General features: G+C 60.9%; 15 protein-coding genes. 10 read left to right on the forward strand and 5 right to left on the reverse strand.

Features of this window, described 5'->3' with window-relative positions; translation table 11 throughout:
* Positions 1–189 precede the first annotated feature (189 nt).
* The 6 genes from adk to ACIP8I_RS19015 all read left to right on the forward strand — a co-directional run bounded on the left by adk (position 190) and on the right by ACIP8I_RS19015 (position 4,649).
* Positions 190–837 (forward strand): adenylate kinase, encoded by a 648-nt coding sequence (gene adk / locus ACIP8I_RS18990; RefSeq protein ID WP_258678598.1) that lies wholly within the window; start codon positions 190–192, stop codon positions 835–837.
* Between the two features lie 93 nt (positions 838–930).
* Positions 931–1,605 (forward strand): tRNA (adenosine(37)-N6)-threonylcarbamoyltransferase complex dimerization subunit type 1 TsaB, encoded by a 675-nt coding sequence (gene tsaB, locus ACIP8I_RS18995; RefSeq protein ID WP_400762998.1) that lies wholly within the window; start codon positions 931–933, stop codon positions 1,603–1,605.
* Between the two features lie 312 nt (positions 1,606–1,917).
* Positions 1,918–2,226 (forward strand): hypothetical protein, encoded by a 309-nt coding sequence (locus ACIP8I_RS19000; RefSeq protein WP_003222071.1) that lies wholly within the window; start codon positions 1,918–1,920, stop codon positions 2,224–2,226.
* Positions 2,226–3,086 (forward strand): DUF72 domain-containing protein, encoded by an 861-nt coding sequence (locus ACIP8I_RS19005; RefSeq protein ID WP_400763000.1) that lies wholly within the window; start codon positions 2,226–2,228, stop codon positions 3,084–3,086. Before ACIP8I_RS19000 ends, ACIP8I_RS19005 begins: the two co-directional genes overlap by 1 nt.
* Positions 3,087–3,117: 31 nt before the next feature.
* Positions 3,118–3,954, forward strand: a complete 837-nt coding sequence (locus tag ACIP8I_RS19010; RefSeq protein WP_400763002.1) for an oxaloacetate decarboxylase — start codon at positions 3,118–3,120, stop codon at positions 3,952–3,954.
* Positions 3,955–3,956: 2 nt separating this feature from the next.
* Positions 3,957–4,649, forward strand: a complete 693-nt coding sequence (locus ACIP8I_RS19015) for an extensin family protein (protein WP_400763004.1) — start codon at positions 3,957–3,959, stop codon at positions 4,647–4,649.
* Positions 4,650–4,653: 4 nt separating this feature from the next.
* On the opposite strand, the gene ACIP8I_RS19020 is transcribed toward ACIP8I_RS19015, so the two are convergent.
* Positions 4,654–5,274 carry a hypothetical protein gene (locus ACIP8I_RS19020; RefSeq protein ID WP_041063310.1) on the reverse strand — a complete coding sequence of 207 codons (621 nt, stop codon included), beginning with the start codon at positions 5,272–5,274 and terminating at the stop codon, positions 4,654–4,656.
* 93 nt (positions 5,275–5,367) lie between these two features.
* Here ACIP8I_RS19020 and ACIP8I_RS19025 point away from each other — a divergent pair, with 93 nt between their 5' ends.
* On the forward strand, positions 5,368–6,150 hold the full coding sequence (locus ACIP8I_RS19025) for a class I SAM-dependent methyltransferase (RefSeq protein WP_400763006.1): 783 nt from the start codon (positions 5,368–5,370) through the stop codon (positions 6,148–6,150).
* Positions 6,151–6,279: 129 nt separating this feature from the next.
* Here the strand turns inward: ACIP8I_RS19025 and ACIP8I_RS19030 are convergent, their stop codons facing one another.
* Positions 6,280–6,915 (reverse strand): TetR/AcrR family transcriptional regulator, encoded by a 636-nt coding sequence (locus ACIP8I_RS19030; protein WP_007964234.1) that lies wholly within the window; start codon positions 6,913–6,915, stop codon positions 6,280–6,282.
* A 94-nt stretch (positions 6,916–7,009) separates the two neighbouring features.
* On the opposite strand from ACIP8I_RS19030, the gene ACIP8I_RS19035 reads away from it, so the two are divergent.
* The 3 genes from ACIP8I_RS19035 (at position 7,010) to ACIP8I_RS19045 (ending at position 12,792) form a co-directional block, all read left to right on the forward strand.
* Positions 7,010–8,110, forward strand: coding sequence for an efflux RND transporter periplasmic adaptor subunit (locus ACIP8I_RS19035; RefSeq protein WP_400763008.1), 1,101 nt, complete (start codon positions 7,010–7,012; stop codon positions 8,108–8,110).
* 6 nt (positions 8,111–8,116) lie between these two features.
* On the forward strand, positions 8,117–11,185 hold the full coding sequence (locus ACIP8I_RS19040; RefSeq protein WP_400763010.1) for an efflux RND transporter permease subunit: 3,069 nt from the start codon (positions 8,117–8,119) through the stop codon (positions 11,183–11,185).
* A 1,211-nt stretch (positions 11,186–12,396) separates the two neighbouring features.
* Positions 12,397–12,792 (forward strand): DUF6124 family protein, encoded by a 396-nt coding sequence (locus ACIP8I_RS19045; RefSeq protein ID WP_400763012.1) that lies wholly within the window; start codon positions 12,397–12,399, stop codon positions 12,790–12,792.
* A gap of 63 nt (positions 12,793–12,855) precedes the next feature.
* Here ACIP8I_RS19045 and ACIP8I_RS19050 read toward each other — a convergent pair whose 3' ends face one another.
* The 3 genes from ACIP8I_RS19050 to ACIP8I_RS19060 are packed head-to-tail and all read right to left on the reverse strand — an operon-like array spanning position 12,856 to position 14,702.
* Positions 12,856–13,545 (reverse strand): DUF4197 domain-containing protein, encoded by a 690-nt coding sequence (locus tag ACIP8I_RS19050; RefSeq protein ID WP_367083327.1) that lies wholly within the window; start codon positions 13,543–13,545, stop codon positions 12,856–12,858.
* A 21-nt stretch (positions 13,546–13,566) separates the two neighbouring features.
* Complete coding sequence (locus ACIP8I_RS19055; RefSeq protein WP_003222082.1) at positions 13,567–13,965, reverse strand: YbaY family lipoprotein; 399 nt, start codon at positions 13,963–13,965, stop codon at positions 13,567–13,569.
* A gap of 50 nt (positions 13,966–14,015) precedes the next feature.
* The gene (locus ACIP8I_RS19060) at positions 14,016–14,702 is read right to left on the reverse strand and encodes a hypothetical protein (protein WP_400763014.1); all 687 of its coding nucleotides are present in this window, start codon (positions 14,700–14,702) and stop codon (positions 14,016–14,018) included.
* Between the last annotated feature and the right edge of the window lie 41 nt (positions 14,703–14,743).

Raw genomic sequence — 14,743 nt, forward strand, 5'->3', positions numbered from 1 at the left:
CTTGGGTTACCGTGTCTCAAGGTCACGGCAGACGCCGGTTTCTCCGACTTTTGGCGTCTTGTGTGGGCGCAGCCTGCTGTGTATCTTGATCAGCCTTTGGCCGTTTGTGCGGCCACGACCCGTTTTTTAAGATTGGCCCAAAGAGGCGAATCCCGTTGTTTTCTATATAAAAAATTGAGGAGCACATCGATGCGCGTCATTCTGCTGGGAGCTCCCGGGGCCGGTAAAGGTACTCAGGCTAAGTTCATCACCGAGAAATTCGGCATTCCGCAAATCTCCACTGGCGACATGCTGCGTGCTGCGGTCAAGGCCGGCACTCCGCTGGGCATTCAAGCCAAGAGCATCATGGATGCCGGCGGCCTGGTGTCGGATGACCTGATCATCGCGCTGGTGCAGGATCGCATCGCTCAACCAGACTGCGCCAACGGCTTTCTGTTCGACGGTTTCCCGCGCACCATTCCACAGGCCGAAGCGCTGGTAACTGCCGGTGTCGAGCTGGACGCCGTGGTTGAAATCGCTGTTGAAGACGAAGAAATCGTGCAGCGTATCGCCGGTCGTCGCGTTCACGAGGCCAGTGGCCGCGTTTACCACATCGTCTACAACCCGCCGAAAGTGGCTGGCAAAGACGACGTTACCGGCGACGATCTGGTGCAGCGCAAGGACGACACCGAAGAAACCGTGCGTCATCGCCTGTCGGTCTACCATTCACAGACCAAGCCGCTGGTGGACTTCTACCAGAAGCTTTCCGCCGCCAACGGCAAGCCGAAGTACAGCCACATTCCGGGCGTAGGTTCGGTTGAAGCGATCACCGCCAAGGTGCTCGAAGCGCTGAGCTGAAAAAGCTGATCGGCTGCATCATCCACGGCCCGCTTGCGGGCCGTAGTTGTTTATACTGACGCACTTTTTCCCCCACCTGTTTTGGATACATCGATGAGCACCTTGCTGGCCCTGGACACCGCGACCGAAGCTTGCTCCGTTGCCTTGCTGCATGACGGCAAGGTCACGAGCCATTACGAGGTGATCCCGCGTCTGCACGCGCAGAAGCTGCTGCCGATGATCCAGCAGCTGCTGGCCGATGCCGGCACCACGTTGCAAGCGGTGGACGCGATCGCTTTCGGTCGTGGGCCGGGTGCGTTTACCGGTGTGCGGATTGCGATTGGCGTGGTGCAGGGGCTGGCGTTCGCGCTGGATCGTCCGGTGCTGCCGGTGTCCAACCTCGCCGTCCTGGCGCAACGTGCGTATCGCGAACACGGCGTGAGCCAGGTCGCGGCGGCCATCGATGCGCGAATGGATGAGGTGTATTGGGGCTGCTACCACGAGACCGCGGGCGAAATGCGTCTGGTCGGCGTCGAGGCGGTACTGCCGCCGGAGGTCGCGGCGTTGCCGGATGATGCCAGCGGCGAGTGGTTCGGTGCGGGCACCGGTTGGGGCTATGGCGAGCGGATCGCGGTCAACCTCACCGGCTCCGACGCCGGCATGTTGCCTCACGCCGAAGACCTGCTGACCCTGGCGCGGTTTGCCTGGGAACGCGGCGAGTCGATCCCGGCCGATGATGCGCAACCGGTTTACCTGCGCGACAAAGTCGCCACCCCGAAGGCTCGCTGATCATTCAAAGCGGCGGGGGCTATTGTGGCGAGGGAGCTTGCTCCCGCTCGGCTGCGGAGCAGTCGCAAAACTTGCGACCGCGATTTATCTGATAATCCAGTGGGGCCGCTTCGCAGCCCAGCGGGAGCAAGCTCCCTCGCCACAAAAGCACTCACGCAGAATTCAGTGGCTTATTCCAAATTCTGCCAATCGTCAGTTTCCAACCCCGCGCTTTAAACCTTTTGCGCTTTATGTGTTCTAGTTATCACTCGGCGGTTTGCTAAGTCGGTCAAGTGCCGCTAAATTGCCATCATCGATACCGAGCATGAAATTATGCGTATAGACGGCCTTTCCTCTCAGTCCTACCCCATCAAGCGCAAGCCTCGCAAAGGCAATGTGGCGCTGGATGAATCCGTCGACGATATCGACGGCGAGCTGGAATTTCCGACTGAAGAGCAACTGGCCGCCCGCGCTGCCAAAGCCTCCGCACAACGCCTGGCCAATCTGCCCGCCCGTCAGCAAGACATGATTTATCACCGCGCCATGAGCAAAAGCGTAGCGATGGCCCTGGCCAGCTACCTGAGCACCGCCGGTTTTGTCGATTGGGATGCGGATGTGCTGGGCCTCGACCTGTACATCTGATGGATCTGCCTTACTACCTCGGTTGTCCGTCCTGGAGCGAAAACGCCTGGCGCGATTATCTGTACCCCGAAGATGCCAAGACCTCCGACTTCCTCAGTCTCTACTCTCAAGTGTTCAACGCCGTGGAAGGCAACACGACCTTCTACGCCAGCCCGTCTCCGGCCACCGTGCAGCGTTGGGCCGAGACCATGCCCGAACACTTTCGCTTCACCGCCAAGTTTCCCGGCGACATCAGCCACAGCGGTGACCTGCGCGATCAACTGACCGCCGCCGAAACCTTCGTAAATCTTCTCAGCCCGCTCGGCGAACGCGTTACGCCGCTGTGGCTGCAGCTTTCGAAAAGCTTCACCCCGCATCGACTGCCGGAGCTGACTGCGTTCATCGACGCGCTGGACCGGCCTCTGGCGGTGGAAGTGCGCCACGAGCAGTTCTTCGCCAAGGGCGAAAGCGAACGTCTGCTCAATCGCCTGCTGCTGGACCGTGGTGTGGAGCGCATCTGCCTCGATCCACGGGCGCTGTTCAGTTGCCTGTCGACCGAGTCTTCGGTGATCCACGCGCAATCGAAAAAGCCCCGAGTGCCGACCCGTCCGGCGGCGTTCACCCAGTTCCCGCAGGTGCGCTTCATTGGCCACCCGCAGCTGGAAGCCAATGATCCGTTCCTGGTGCCGTGGGTGGCGAAAATCGCCGAGTGGATCGAAGAGGGCCGCACGCCGTACATCTTCCTGCACACCGCCGACAACATCCTGGCGGCGAAGCTGGCGCAACGTTTTCACGCACAATTGATGCAACGTTTGCCTGGCCTGCCATCCCTGCCTGAGCTATACAGAGAACCCGCCGCCGAGCAACTCGGCTTGCTCTGAGGCGGTTTTTTCCCTGCCCAGGAGCCTGCCGATGGACGCCCACGCCCTTCAAGAACAAGCCCGCAAAGCCCAGGCCTTCAAGGCCCTGCATGAGCGTGCGGGGATTTTCGTGATTCCCAATCCATGGGATGCAGGCTCGGCGAAGATGCTCGCCAGTCTGGGCTATCAGGCGCTGGCGACCACCAGTGCCGGTTATGCGTTTTCCCAAGGCAAGGCCGACGGCGCCTTGAGCCTCGATGAGACTCTGGACAACGTCCGGGCGATTGTCGCGGCGACCGATCTGCCGGTGGCGGTGGACCTGGAAAACGGTTTTGCCGATGACCCGGCCGAGTGCGCCAAAAGCTTGCTGCGTGCCGCCGAGGCGGGCGCGGTGGGCGGTTCGATCGAAGACGCCACGGGCCGTGCCGACGCACCGATCTACTGCTTTGAACACGCCGTGGCGCGCATCGAAGCTGCTGTCGCTGCGGTGCGCACGCTGCCATTTCCCTTTACCCTGACCGCCCGCGCGGAAAACTATCTGCACGGCAATCCGGATCTCAACGACACCATCCGCCGCCTGCAAGCCTTTGCCGAGGCGGGTGCCGACGTGTTGTATGCGCCGGGTTTGCGCAATGCCGAAGAAGTGCTGGCGGTGGTGCGCGCGGTAGCGCCGAAACCGGTCAACGTGCTGATGTCCGGCGGTTTGAAACTGACGGTGCAGCAGCTCGAAGAGATGGGGGTGCGGCGCATCAGTACCGGTTCGGCCCTGGCGCTGGCGGCGTACGGCGAGTTTTACCGCGCGGCTGAAGAAATCCGGCAGCGCGGCACCTTCGGTTTCACGTCGCAATCGATGCCGTACGCCAAGGCCAATCAGTTTTTCAAAGGCTGAGCATGGGTCGCTGGATTGCGCTGTCGCTACTGTTGATGATTGCGGGCGCCGTGGTCGGCGTCTGGCGCGGCTGGCTCGATGTCCCGGCCGAGTGGAACCCGTGGGCGCCGCTGGACGTGAAGGCCGCGCCCAACTGGCTGACCGGTTTCAAACTGATGCGCCTGCGCGGCAATCCCGAATTGTGCGCACAAGTCCTGAGCAGCTCGGGTCTGCGCGTCACAGCGCAAGCCGACAGCCCCGACGCCAAGTGCCCGCTGATCGGCGCCGTGCGCGTGCAGGGCGGTGAGGTGGCGCTGAGCAGCAGCTTCCTCGCCAGTTGTCCGCTGGCGGTGGCTTACGCGATGTTTGAACGGCATACCCTGCAACCCGCCGCACAGTCTGCTTACGGGCAGAGGGTCGCGCGGCTTGATCACCTCGGCAGCTTCGCCTGTCGCAATGTCTATAACCGCGAGAGCGGGGCGCTCAGCCGCCACGCCAGTGCCGATGCGCTGGACATCGCCGGCTTCCGTCTGGCGGACGGACGCAGCATCAGCGTGCTCAAGGACTGGCCGAAGCAAAATCAGGACGCGCAGTTTCTGCGGCAGGTGCGCGATGGCGCCTGCGAGGCGTTCAGTGTGGTGTTGAGCCCGGATTACAACGCCGCGCATCGCAATCACTTTCATGTCGATGTCGGACGCTGGAGCGTGTGTCGCTGAGGTGTCAGGCGGCGAGGCGCAGGTTCTGCAGGACGATCGGGCGCGCCCAGCCGTTGTCGAAGTCCAGTGCCTTCTGCTGCTCGACGATTTCTTCCGGCGGGAACGGCGGATAAGGTTTTTGCAGCAGGTCGAGATCGAATTCGGCAATCGGCAGATACAACGGCTTCTTCTGCGGTGCCGGGCCGGGCTCTGGCACCGGCTGACCATTGTTGATCACGATCGGCCGGACCCAGCTGCTGTCGAAATCCTGCTGCTCTTGCTGAGCCTTGAGTTCTTCTGGCGGGAACGGCGGGAACGGCTTGTCCAGCAGATCGGTTTCGAACTCGGCGATCGGCAGGAACAGCGGCTCCGGCGGGCGCACTTCGGTCTCGACCACATCGCACTGACGCTGCTCGACGATGTGCGCGTGCAACTCGCTGCCCAGGGTCGGTTCTTCCGGGCTGTTCAGGTCAACCGGTGGAAAGGTGCCACAGGCCGGCACCACATCACTCGTCTGTTCGGCCATCGCCTGGGCAAAGAAATCCTGCCACAGGTGACTGACGCCGCCCAATGCTTGAGTGTTATGACGGCTGAAGTCGCCCTTGGGCGAAATGTAGCCAATCGATGTGGGAAGAATGCCTGACATTTTTTTCGGTTGACGCTCAGCTCTGGCAAAATGCGCGTTGATTGGTTTATCGGCCACTTTTTGCCGATCCTTAACTTTTTTGAGCGTGTTTTCATGATTGAGCAACCCGCGGCCTGCCGCATCCATGTCCAGGCCCTCGGCCCGACGTTTGAAGCGCAGGCCGAGCAGTGGGCCAAGCGTCTGGGCCTGCCGCTGCAGGTGGACGACGGCGAGTTTGCCTTGCAGGTCGGCGAGCAGGGTCTGCAGCTGCAGCAGCTCGGTCCGGATGCACCGGGGCCGGTGCGGGTGGACTTTGTCGAGGGTGGCGCGGCGCACCGGCGTCTGTACGGCGGCGGCAGCGGGCAGATGATCGCCAAGGCGGTCGGCATCGCTCAAGGCGTGCGCCCGCGAGTGCTGGACGCCACGGCGGGGCTGGGCAAGGACGCGTTCGTGCTGGCCAGTCTGGGCTGCGAGATGAGCCTGATCGAGCGCCAGCCGCTGATCGGGGCGCTGCTGGAGGATGGTCTGGCGCGGGCGGCGGAAGATTTCGACGTGGCGCCGATTGTCGCGCGGATGAAGTTGCTCAAGGGCAACTCGATCGAAGTCATGCGCAACTGGGAGGGCGAGCCGCCGCAGGTGATCTACCTCGACCCGATGTTCCCGCATCGCGAGAAAACCGCGCTGGTGAAGAAGGAAATGCGCCTGTTCCGGCCGCTGGTCGGGGATGATCCGGATGCACCGGCATTGCTGGAGGCGGCGCTGGCATTGGCGACGCACCGGGTGGTGGTCAAGCGCCCGCGCAAGGCGCCGTGCATCGAGGGGCCGAAGCCGAGTCATGCGCTGGATGGTAAATCCAGTCGATATGACATCTACCCGAAGAAAGCGCTCAAGGGCTGAGACCGCGTCGCCTCAATCGCTGGCAAGCCAGCTCCCACAAGTTTTTGTGTCGTTCGCACAATTTGTGTTCAGCACGATCCCTGTGGGAGCTGGCTTGCCAGCGATGACGTCAGAACAGGCGCTAAAAAATCAGGGCCGATACGCCCGCATGAACAACCCTACCACCTCCTGCACATGACTCTCGGAAGCCTCTTCGCTCAGCGGCTCACCGCAGCAATACAGCAAACGAAAATTCCCCGCGCCCTTGAGCAGGCAGAAGAAATGCTCGGCCGCATTACGCGGCAGGTCGATGCTCAGCGCGCCGGTCTCGTCGATGCGTTTCAGCAGCCGCTCCATGCCTTGCACCATGCGCTCGGGGCCGGCCTCGAAGAAAATCTGTGACAGCTTCGGATCCTGGGTGCCCAGCGCCATCATCAAGCGATGCAGATTCACCGACTCGTCGCTGTTGATCAGTTGATGAAAGCCTCGGGCAATGTTCAGCAACACATTTTCCACGGGGATTCCGGCGGGCAATTCGAAGAACAGCGGTGGTAACTGCTCCTCGCATTTGGCCATCACCGCGGAGGAGAACAGCGTCTCCTTGTCGTTGAAGTGGCTGTAAACCGTCAGTTTCGACACGCCAGCCTCGGCGGCGACCGCGTCCATGCTGGTGTTGGCGTAGCCGTGACTCAGAAACAGGGTTTTCGCCGCGTCGAGGATTGCCCGGCGCTTGGCCGGATCCTTCGGACGGCCCGGGCCGTTTGGAGCTGAAAGATTGTTCGACATTCTTCGCTTTTAATACTGGACTGGTGAGTTTGCTATTAATACCATACCGGCCAGTATAAATATTCCAAGCACCATTAGCGAAAGGTCCGTCACCATGTTCCGCCATGCGTTGTCGTTTGCCGTGCCAGTCAGCCTGGCTGTTTTATTGTCCGCATGCGGTCAGGAAGAGGCGACGCAAGTCAGCGTTCGACCGGCCATGGTGGTGCAGCCAGAGCCTTCGGCGCAGGCGATGGAAAGTTATCCGGGCGAAGTTCGTGCCCGCTACGAACCCGATCTGGCGTTCCGCATTGGCGGCAAAGTCAGCCGACGACTGGTCGAGGAAGGCCAGCGCGTGAAGGCTGATCAACCATTGGCCGAACTCGATCCGCAGGATGTGCGCCTGCAACTGGAAGCCACCCGCGCACAGGTCGCCGCCGCCGAAGCCAATCTCAATCTGGTGCGCGCCGAGCGTGACCGCTACAAGACGCTGATGGATCGGCAGATGGTCAGTCGTTCCGCCTACGACAACGCGGAAAACCTCTACCGCTCCGGCGAAGCCCGCCTCAAGCAGATCAAGGCCGAATTCAACGTCTCGACCAACCAGGCCAGTTACGCCGTGTTGCGTGCGCCGCAGGACGGCGTGGTGGCCAAGCGTTCGGTGGAAGTCGGGCAAGTGGTTGCCGCCGGGCAAACCGTGTTCACGCTTGCCACCGATGGCGAGCGCGAAGTGTCGATCAGCCTGCCGGAGCAGAGCTTCGGGCGGTTCAAGGTCGGCCAGCCAGTCACCGTTGAACTGTGGACCCAGCAGAATCAGCGCTTCGCCGGGCAGATTCGTGAACTGTCGCCGGCAGCCGATCCGAAATCCCGCACCTTCGCCGCGCGCATCTCGTTCACCAGCGGCAAAGTCCCGGCTGAGCTCGGCCAGAGCGCCCGGGTGTTCGTGCAATCGACGGATGCCGTGCCGCTGTCGGTACCGCTCTCGGCGCTGACCGCAGAAAACGGCGCGACCTACGTCTGGGTCGTCAACGCCAACAACACCCTGAAAAAGACTCCAGTGCGTATCGGCCCGTTTGGCGAGAAAAGCGTGCCGGTGCTCGAAGGCCTGAATGCCAGCGACTGGGTAGTCGCCGCCGGGGTTCACGTATTGCTCGAAGGTCAGCAGGTGCGGCCTGTGGATCGCTCCAACCGTGTGGTCAATCTGGCGGACAAGGAGTAAGTCCCGATGCGCTTCAACCTTTCCGAATGGGCGCTGCGTAATCGCCAGATCGTACTGTTCCTGATGCTTTTGCTGGCCATCGTCGGCGCCTTGTCCTACACCAAACTCGGCCAGAGCGAAGACCCGCCGTTCACCTTCAAGGCCATGGTCATCCAGACCCGCTGGCCGGGGGCGACCGCGCAGGAAGTCTCGCGCCAGGTCACCGAACGCATCGAAAAGAAACTGATGGAAACCGGCGAGTACGAACGCATCGTGTCGTTCTCCCGCCCCGGTGAGTCGCAGGTGACCTTCATTGCCCGCGATTCGATGCATTCCAAGGAAATCCCTGACCTCTGGTATCAGGTGCGCAAGAAGGTCAGCGACATTCGCCAGACCTTGCCGCCGGATATTCAGGGACCGTTCTTCAACGATGAATTCGGCACCACGTTCGGCAACATCTATGCGCTGACCGGCGACGGCTTCGACTACGCGGTGCTCAAGGACTACGCCGACCGCATCCAGATCCAGCTGCAACGGGTCAAGGATGTCGGCAAGGTCGATCTGCTCGGTTTGCAGGACGAGAAAATCTGGGTCGAACTGTCCAACGTCAAACTCGCCACTCTCGGTTTGCCGCTGGCGGCCGTGCAGCAAGCGCTGCAAGAGCAGAACGCGGTGTCCACCGCCGGCTTCTTCGAGACCGGCAGCGAGCGCGTGCAATTGCGGGTTTCAGGGAATTTTCAGACGGTCGAGGAGATCAAGAACTTCCCGATCCGGGTCGGTGACCGGACGTTCCGCATCTCCGATGTCGCCGATGTGCGTCGAGGTTTCAACGATCCACCGGCGCCGCGCATGCGCTTCATGGGCGAAGACGCCATTGGCCTCGCCGTAGCGATGAAGGACGGTGGCGACATTCTGGTGCTGGGTAAAGCGCTGGAGGGCGAATTCTCGCGGCTGCAGAAAAACCTCCCGGCCGGCATGCAACTGCGCAAAGTTTCCGACCAACCGGCGGCGGTGAAAACCGGAGTCGGCGAGTTCGTCCAGGTGTTGGTCGAGGCGCTGGCGATCGTGTTGCTGGTGAGCTTCTTCTCCCTCGGCGTGCGCACCGGCATGGTGGTCGCGCTGACCATTCCGTTGGTGCTGGCGATGACCTTCGCCTGCATGTATTACCTCGGCATCGGTCTGCACAAGATCTCGCTCGGCGCGCTGGTGCTGGCGCTGGGCTTGCTGGTGGACGACGCGATCATCGCTGTGGAAATGATGGCGATCAAAATGGAACAGGGCTTCGACCGGATCAAGGCCGCAAGCTACGCCTGGACCAGCACCGCGTTCCCGATGCTCACCGGTACGCTGATCACCGCTGCCGGCTTCCTGCCGATCGCCACCGCGCAGTCCGGCACCGGCGAATACACCCGTTCGATCTTTCAGGTAGTGACCATCGCCTTGCTCGCCTCATGGGTGGCGGCGGTGATGTTCGTGCCGTATCTGGGGGAAAAACTCCTGCCGGATCTGGCAAAGATTCATGCGGCTAAACACGGCACAACTGACGGCCAAGCGGACCCTTATGGCACGCCGTTCTATCAACGGGTTCGACGTCTGGTGGAGTGGTGCGTGGCGCACCGCAAAACCGTGATCGTGCTGACGGTGGGGCTGTTCATCGCGTCGGTGATGCTGTTCCGTTTCGTCCCGCAGCAGTTCTTCCCGGCCTCCAATCGACTGGAGTTGATGGTCGATCTGAAACTCGCTGAAGGGGCATCGCTGGCCAACACCACGGCCGAGGTCAAACGCCTGGAAGCGCTGCTCAAGGATCACGCCGGCATCGATAACTACGTAGCGTATGTCGGCACCGGCTCGCCGCGTTTCTACCTGCCGCTGGATCAACAACTGCCGGCGGCGAGCTTCGCCCAGTTTGTGGTATTGGCGAAAAACATCGAAGAGCGCGAGACCCTGCGCACCTGGTTGATCGAGACCCTTAACGAGCAATTCCCGACTCTGCGTTCGCGGGTCACGCGTCTGGAAAACGGTCCGCCGGTTGGCTATCCGGTGCAGTTCCGCGTCACCGGTGAACACATCGAGGAAGTCCGTGCGCTGGCGCGCAAAGTGGCGGCCAAGGTGCGCGAGAACCCGCACGTGGTCAATGTGCATCTGGATTGGGAAGAGCCGAGCAAGGTGGTGTACCTGAACATCGATCAGGACCGTGCCCGGGCGCTCGGTGTGAGCACGGCCAATCTGGCGAAATTCCTCCAGAGTTCGCTGACCGGCTCGAGTGTCAGCCAGTACCGCGAGGACAACGAGTTGATCGAGATTCTGCTGCGCGGCACGGTGCATGAACGCACTGAGTTGTCGCTGCTGCCGAGTCTGGCGGTGCCGACCGATAACGGTCGCAGTGTGGCGTTGTCGCAGATTGCCACGCTGGAATACGGCTTTGAGGAAGGGATCATCTGGCACCGTAATCGTCTGCCGACCGTGACAGTGCGGGCGGACATTTATGGCAAGGAGCAGCCGGCCACGCTGGTCAAGCAGATCGAGCCGACGCTGGACCCGATCCGTGCCGAATTGCCTGACGGGTATCTGCTGGAGGTTGGCGGCACGGTAGAGGATTCGGAGCGTGGGCAGAAGTCGGTGAATGCCGGGGTGCCGATGTTCATCGTGGTGGTGCTGACGCTGCTGATGGTGCAACTGCGCAGTTTCTCGCGCACGGCGATGGTGTTTCTGACGGCGCCGCTGGGGTTGATCGGGGTGGTGTTGTTTCTGATGGTGTTCCGCCAGCCGTTCGGGTTTGTGGCGATGCTGGGGACGATCGCGCTGTCGGGGATGATCATGCGTAACTCGGTGATTCTGGTGGATCAGATCGAGCAGGATATTGCCTCTGGTCTTAAGCCTTGGCAGGCGATTATCGAGGCGACGGTGCGGCGGTTTCGGCCTATTGTCTTGACGGCGCTGGCGGCGGTGCTGGCGATGATTCCTTTGTCGCGCAGTGTGTTTTTCGGGCCGATGGCGGTGGCGATCATGGGGGGGTTGATTGTGGCTACGGCTTTGACGCTTTTGTTTTTGCCTGCTTTGTATGCGGCCTGGTTCCGGGTGCGTCGGGAGGGGTGAGGCTTTTTTGGACTTGGCGGCCTTTGGGCCGACCAGGTTCCTGGGGTTTTGGGTGTATATCCGTTGCTTCGGGTGGTGCCACTGGCGGTTTCGCCCTTACGGCGACTCCCTTTGGCAAACGCCCCAAAGGAAGCAAAGGTCTTGGCCCCGGCGTACGGCCCTCGCCTAGGCTCGGGTTCCTTCGTTGCGGGGCTCATCCGGGGGCATCGCCTCCGGTTTGCTTCGCTGCACCTCCTCTCGATGTGTTTGGCTGCGCCAAACGGTCGCTGCGCTCCCACCCCCGGATAAACCCCTCCACTCAGCCTGCCGAAGGGGCCGGCACGGCAAGATCAAGAGCTTTCGGCGAGCTGACACTCGGCCATTTGAGTGGTGAAAAGCATGCGGTTTGTCTGGACTGCTTTGCTTTTCTGTGGACGCTGGCTTGCCAGCGATGGCGGCCTGACAGCCGACCAGGCTCTAACTGACTCACCCAATCCCACCGTAGGAGTGAGCCTGCTCGCGATGGCGGCCTAGTAGCCGACCAATCTCCAACTGCCTGCACCCAATCCCACTGTAGGAGTGAGCCTGCTCGCGATGGCGGCCTAGTAGCCGACCAATCTCCAACTGCCTGCACCCAATCTCACTGTAGGAGTGAGCCTGCTCGCGATGGCGGCCTAGTAGCCGACCAATCTCCAACTGCCTGCACCCAATCCCACTGTAGGAGTGAGCCTGCTCGCGATGGCGGCCTGACAGTCGACCAATCTCCAACTGACCGCAGCCAATCCCATTGTGGGAGCTGGCTTGCCAGCGATGGCGGCCTGACAGCCGACCAATCTCCAACTGCCTGCACTCAATCCAACTGTGGGAGCGAGCTTGCTCGCGAAGAGGCCCGCCCAGCCATCCAACCTCTTTGGTCTGTTTAAAAATGTTCCAGATAACCAGAACCTTCCCACAAGGTTTTCAGGTTGCCCGTCGGAAGCGCGATCTCTAGCCTGAGTCTGTCGCTGCAAAAATCAGCGACCGGGTTTCGCAGCCCGGTTAAACTTCAGACGCACAGCGTCCACCATCCGAAAGCGGGCGCTTTTTTATGCCCGTGTCATGGCGGTTGTGCGCGGGATACCTTCGGGTATGCCGGGTGCCTGAAGTCCCGGTCTGCGAACCTGCGTACAGCTGCCACCCTACATTCGTTTCGCAGCGAATGGTGGCGGCTCCACTACTTCAGGAGTTCCACCATGTTCAAACACACCCCGAATCCCCCAGAATCCGAACCCGAAACCACCCCCGAGCGGCCAACCGATCCCGTTTCCCCCTACGCCTTCCTCGATTCGCGCAAGCTCCACGACGCAGCCCTGCGTGCGCTCGATCACTACCTGCTGCCCGAGGCTGAAAAACAGCCCAAGCCTGCCACTCAGCCCAGCACAATCTTCACTGTCCTCCCCGAAGTCGATTCCGAAACCCTGCTGGCCCATGCCTGTGAAACGCTGGCCTCGGCCAATGTCATGGCCAGTGAGTTGGCGTTTACCCTGAGCGGCCCGACGTGCAGTCAGCTTCTCGGTATTCAGCAGATGATTTCGCTCGCTGAGCTGTCGGTAAACCGCGTCCTCGATCAAGTCGATCCGCAAGGCTGACACGCAACAAAAAGCCCGCTGACCATTACCGGTTCAGCGGGCTTTTTCGTGCAGCGGCAAGAATTACAAAGTGCCGAACACCTTCTTCGCCAGACCCGTCGCTGCAGCAGCGGGATTCTTGCGGATGGTTTCTTCCTGTTTGCCGATCATTTCGAACAGGCCATTGAGCGCTTGTTCGGTGACGTAGTTTTCGACGTTGGCGCTTTTCGCATCCACCACGCCCAGGGTCGCGGCCTGGCCGGCGAAGGCGTTGTACTTTTGCGCTACGCCGACTTTGTCAGTGGCTTGTTTGACGATGGGCAGGAACTTGGCGCGGATCTGTTCGCGGCTGGTCTTGTCCAGGTATTGGGTGGCCGAGTCGGTGCCGCCGCTGAGGATGCCCTTGGCGTCGGCCACGGTCATTTTCTTCACGGCGTCGACGAGGATCGGCTGGGCCTGGGTCACGGCGCTTTCTGCGGCCTTGTTCATCGCGGTTTCGAGTTCGTCGACCTGGGCGCCCATGCCGAAGGCTTTCATCTTGCCGGCGACTTTGCCGAGTTTGCCCGGCAATTCGATTTTCACCTCCGGGTTGTTGCTGAAACCGCCCGGGGTGCCGAGTTGTTTGACGGCGATTTGCGCGCCTTGGGTCAGGGCGTCCTTGAGGCCGCCGGTGGCGTCTTGTTGCGAGAGGTCGCTGAGCGACAATGCCAGAGCGCTGGCAGAGATCATCAGGCCCGCGCACAGGCCGGCGAGGCGAAGGGTAGGGCGGAACATGGCGGCTTCCTTGAAAGACAATTAGCGAATCGCGTCGACGCGGATTTTCAGCGGCTGCGGATCGTTGCCGTCCAGTTGCACGGCGTGATTCTCGGTGGTGATGAACATCAGCTCGCCGTTGACTTCAATGCGCGCGCTGACCGAGTAGCGGTGACCGGGTTTGACCTGGGCCGGATCGTAACTCAAGTGGAACGGCAGCGGCACCTGACCTTTGACCGGGCCTTTCTGTTCGTCGAGGACCACCGCCGGGGCGTCGGCCAGCGACACGTCCTGCAGGCTCACGCTCAAAGTCGCGCTCGGTGGCAGGGCGATGCGTTGCAGGTAGAACACTTCGCCATCGAGGCCGACTTTGCCGGCGGGGGTGGTCGACTGGCAGGCGCTCAACAGGGTGGCTGCGGCGAGAAGGGTGAGTTTTTTCATCGGGACCTCTGAGACTTTTGCGCCGGAAGAATCCCGGCGCCGAAGCAAATCTAGCGGATTTTGGCGCCAGCGTCAGTGAACAAACGTAAGGGCTTTTCCAGCCACTGCATTAATTTTTTAAACGACAGCGCGCTTGTATTGGGCACCGCGGGAACCAGCTCTACTTGTTCAGGCGAAATCTTGAGACGTTGATGGTAGCGGTTTTCAATACCTGTCAGTGCATAGCGCTTACCGGGTACAACGCGGTCAGGATCATATTTCAGATAAAACCCGGAGACTGATTGTTCGTCCTGTTTGACACTGACCAGCTCAACGTCGGGAGACTCTGCTTCATGCAGACTGATGGTGACCGCTTCTTCTGGCGCAACAACCTCTGCCTCTTGAGCTTCGACATACAGAAGCCCGATCGGGCTCAGGTGCAAGGTCTGACGGTGGGGAGTGTTGTTGACAGTAACAAAGTAGTCCTGCTCGATCAGCAAGGGTATTTGGTCATGAAGGATCTGGACATTGACTTGGTACCTGACCCCTACATCGCCGTAGTGATGAGGGAAGTCAAATTTCCAGCCGGCGTCGTAGATCGAAGCACGGTGCCAGTCCTTGATGTTAATAGGCGATTGGGAATTGAATACTTTGACGCTGACAATGGTTTCATTAACGCCATCGGCAGGTGCGCGGAATTCGGGTGGTAGACGGAAGTCCAGGATTACTGCAGAAGTTTCTTCGATTAACAGGCTCATCTCGATATCCGTATCGTGATTGGTGGATTGAGCCTATTAAT

Source organism: Pseudomonas sp. NPDC088414 (assembly GCF_044753325.1).
Taxonomy (GTDB): domain Bacteria; phylum Pseudomonadota; class Gammaproteobacteria; order Pseudomonadales; family Pseudomonadaceae; genus Aquipseudomonas.

Excerpts from the sequence above, each read along its gene's own strand:
- ACIP8I_RS19000 (WP_003222071.1), top strand. The coding sequence starts at position 1,918 with ATGCGTATAGACGGCCTTTCCTCTCAGTCCTACCCCATCAAGCGCAAG.
- ACIP8I_RS19005 (WP_400763000.1), top strand. The coding sequence starts at position 2,226 with ATGGATCTGCCTTACTACCTCGGTTGTCCGTCCTGGAGCGAAAACGCC.
- ACIP8I_RS19020 (WP_041063310.1), bottom strand. The coding sequence starts at position 5,274 with ATGTCAGGCATTCTTCCCACATCGATTGGCTACATTTCGCCCAAGGGC.
- ACIP8I_RS19010 (WP_400763002.1), top strand. The coding sequence starts at position 3,118 with ATGGACGCCCACGCCCTTCAAGAACAAGCCCGCAAAGCCCAGGCCTTC.
- ACIP8I_RS19025 (WP_400763006.1), top strand. The coding sequence starts at position 5,368 with ATGATTGAGCAACCCGCGGCCTGCCGCATCCATGTCCAGGCCCTCGGC.
- ACIP8I_RS19060 (WP_400763014.1), bottom strand. The coding sequence starts at position 14,702 with ATGAGCCTGTTAATCGAAGAAACTTCTGCAGTAATCCTGGACTTCCGT.
- tsaB (WP_400762998.1), top strand. The coding sequence starts at position 931 with ATGAGCACCTTGCTGGCCCTGGACACCGCGACCGAAGCTTGCTCCGTT.
- ACIP8I_RS19055 (WP_003222082.1), bottom strand. The coding sequence starts at position 13,965 with ATGAAAAAACTCACCCTTCTCGCCGCAGCCACCCTGTTGAGCGCCTGC.
- ACIP8I_RS19050 (WP_367083327.1), bottom strand. The coding sequence starts at position 13,545 with ATGTTCCGCCCTACCCTTCGCCTCGCCGGCCTGTGCGCGGGCCTGATG.
- adk (WP_258678598.1), top strand. The coding sequence starts at position 190 with ATGCGCGTCATTCTGCTGGGAGCTCCCGGGGCCGGTAAAGGTACTCAG.
- ACIP8I_RS19035 (WP_400763008.1), top strand. The coding sequence starts at position 7,010 with ATGTTCCGCCATGCGTTGTCGTTTGCCGTGCCAGTCAGCCTGGCTGTT.
- ACIP8I_RS19040 (WP_400763010.1), top strand. The coding sequence starts at position 8,117 with ATGCGCTTCAACCTTTCCGAATGGGCGCTGCGTAATCGCCAGATCGTA.
- ACIP8I_RS19030 (WP_007964234.1), bottom strand. The coding sequence starts at position 6,915 with ATGTCGAACAATCTTTCAGCTCCAAACGGCCCGGGCCGTCCGAAGGAT.
- ACIP8I_RS19015 (WP_400763004.1), top strand. The coding sequence starts at position 3,957 with ATGGGTCGCTGGATTGCGCTGTCGCTACTGTTGATGATTGCGGGCGCC.
- ACIP8I_RS19045 (WP_400763012.1), top strand. The coding sequence starts at position 12,397 with ATGTTCAAACACACCCCGAATCCCCCAGAATCCGAACCCGAAACCACC.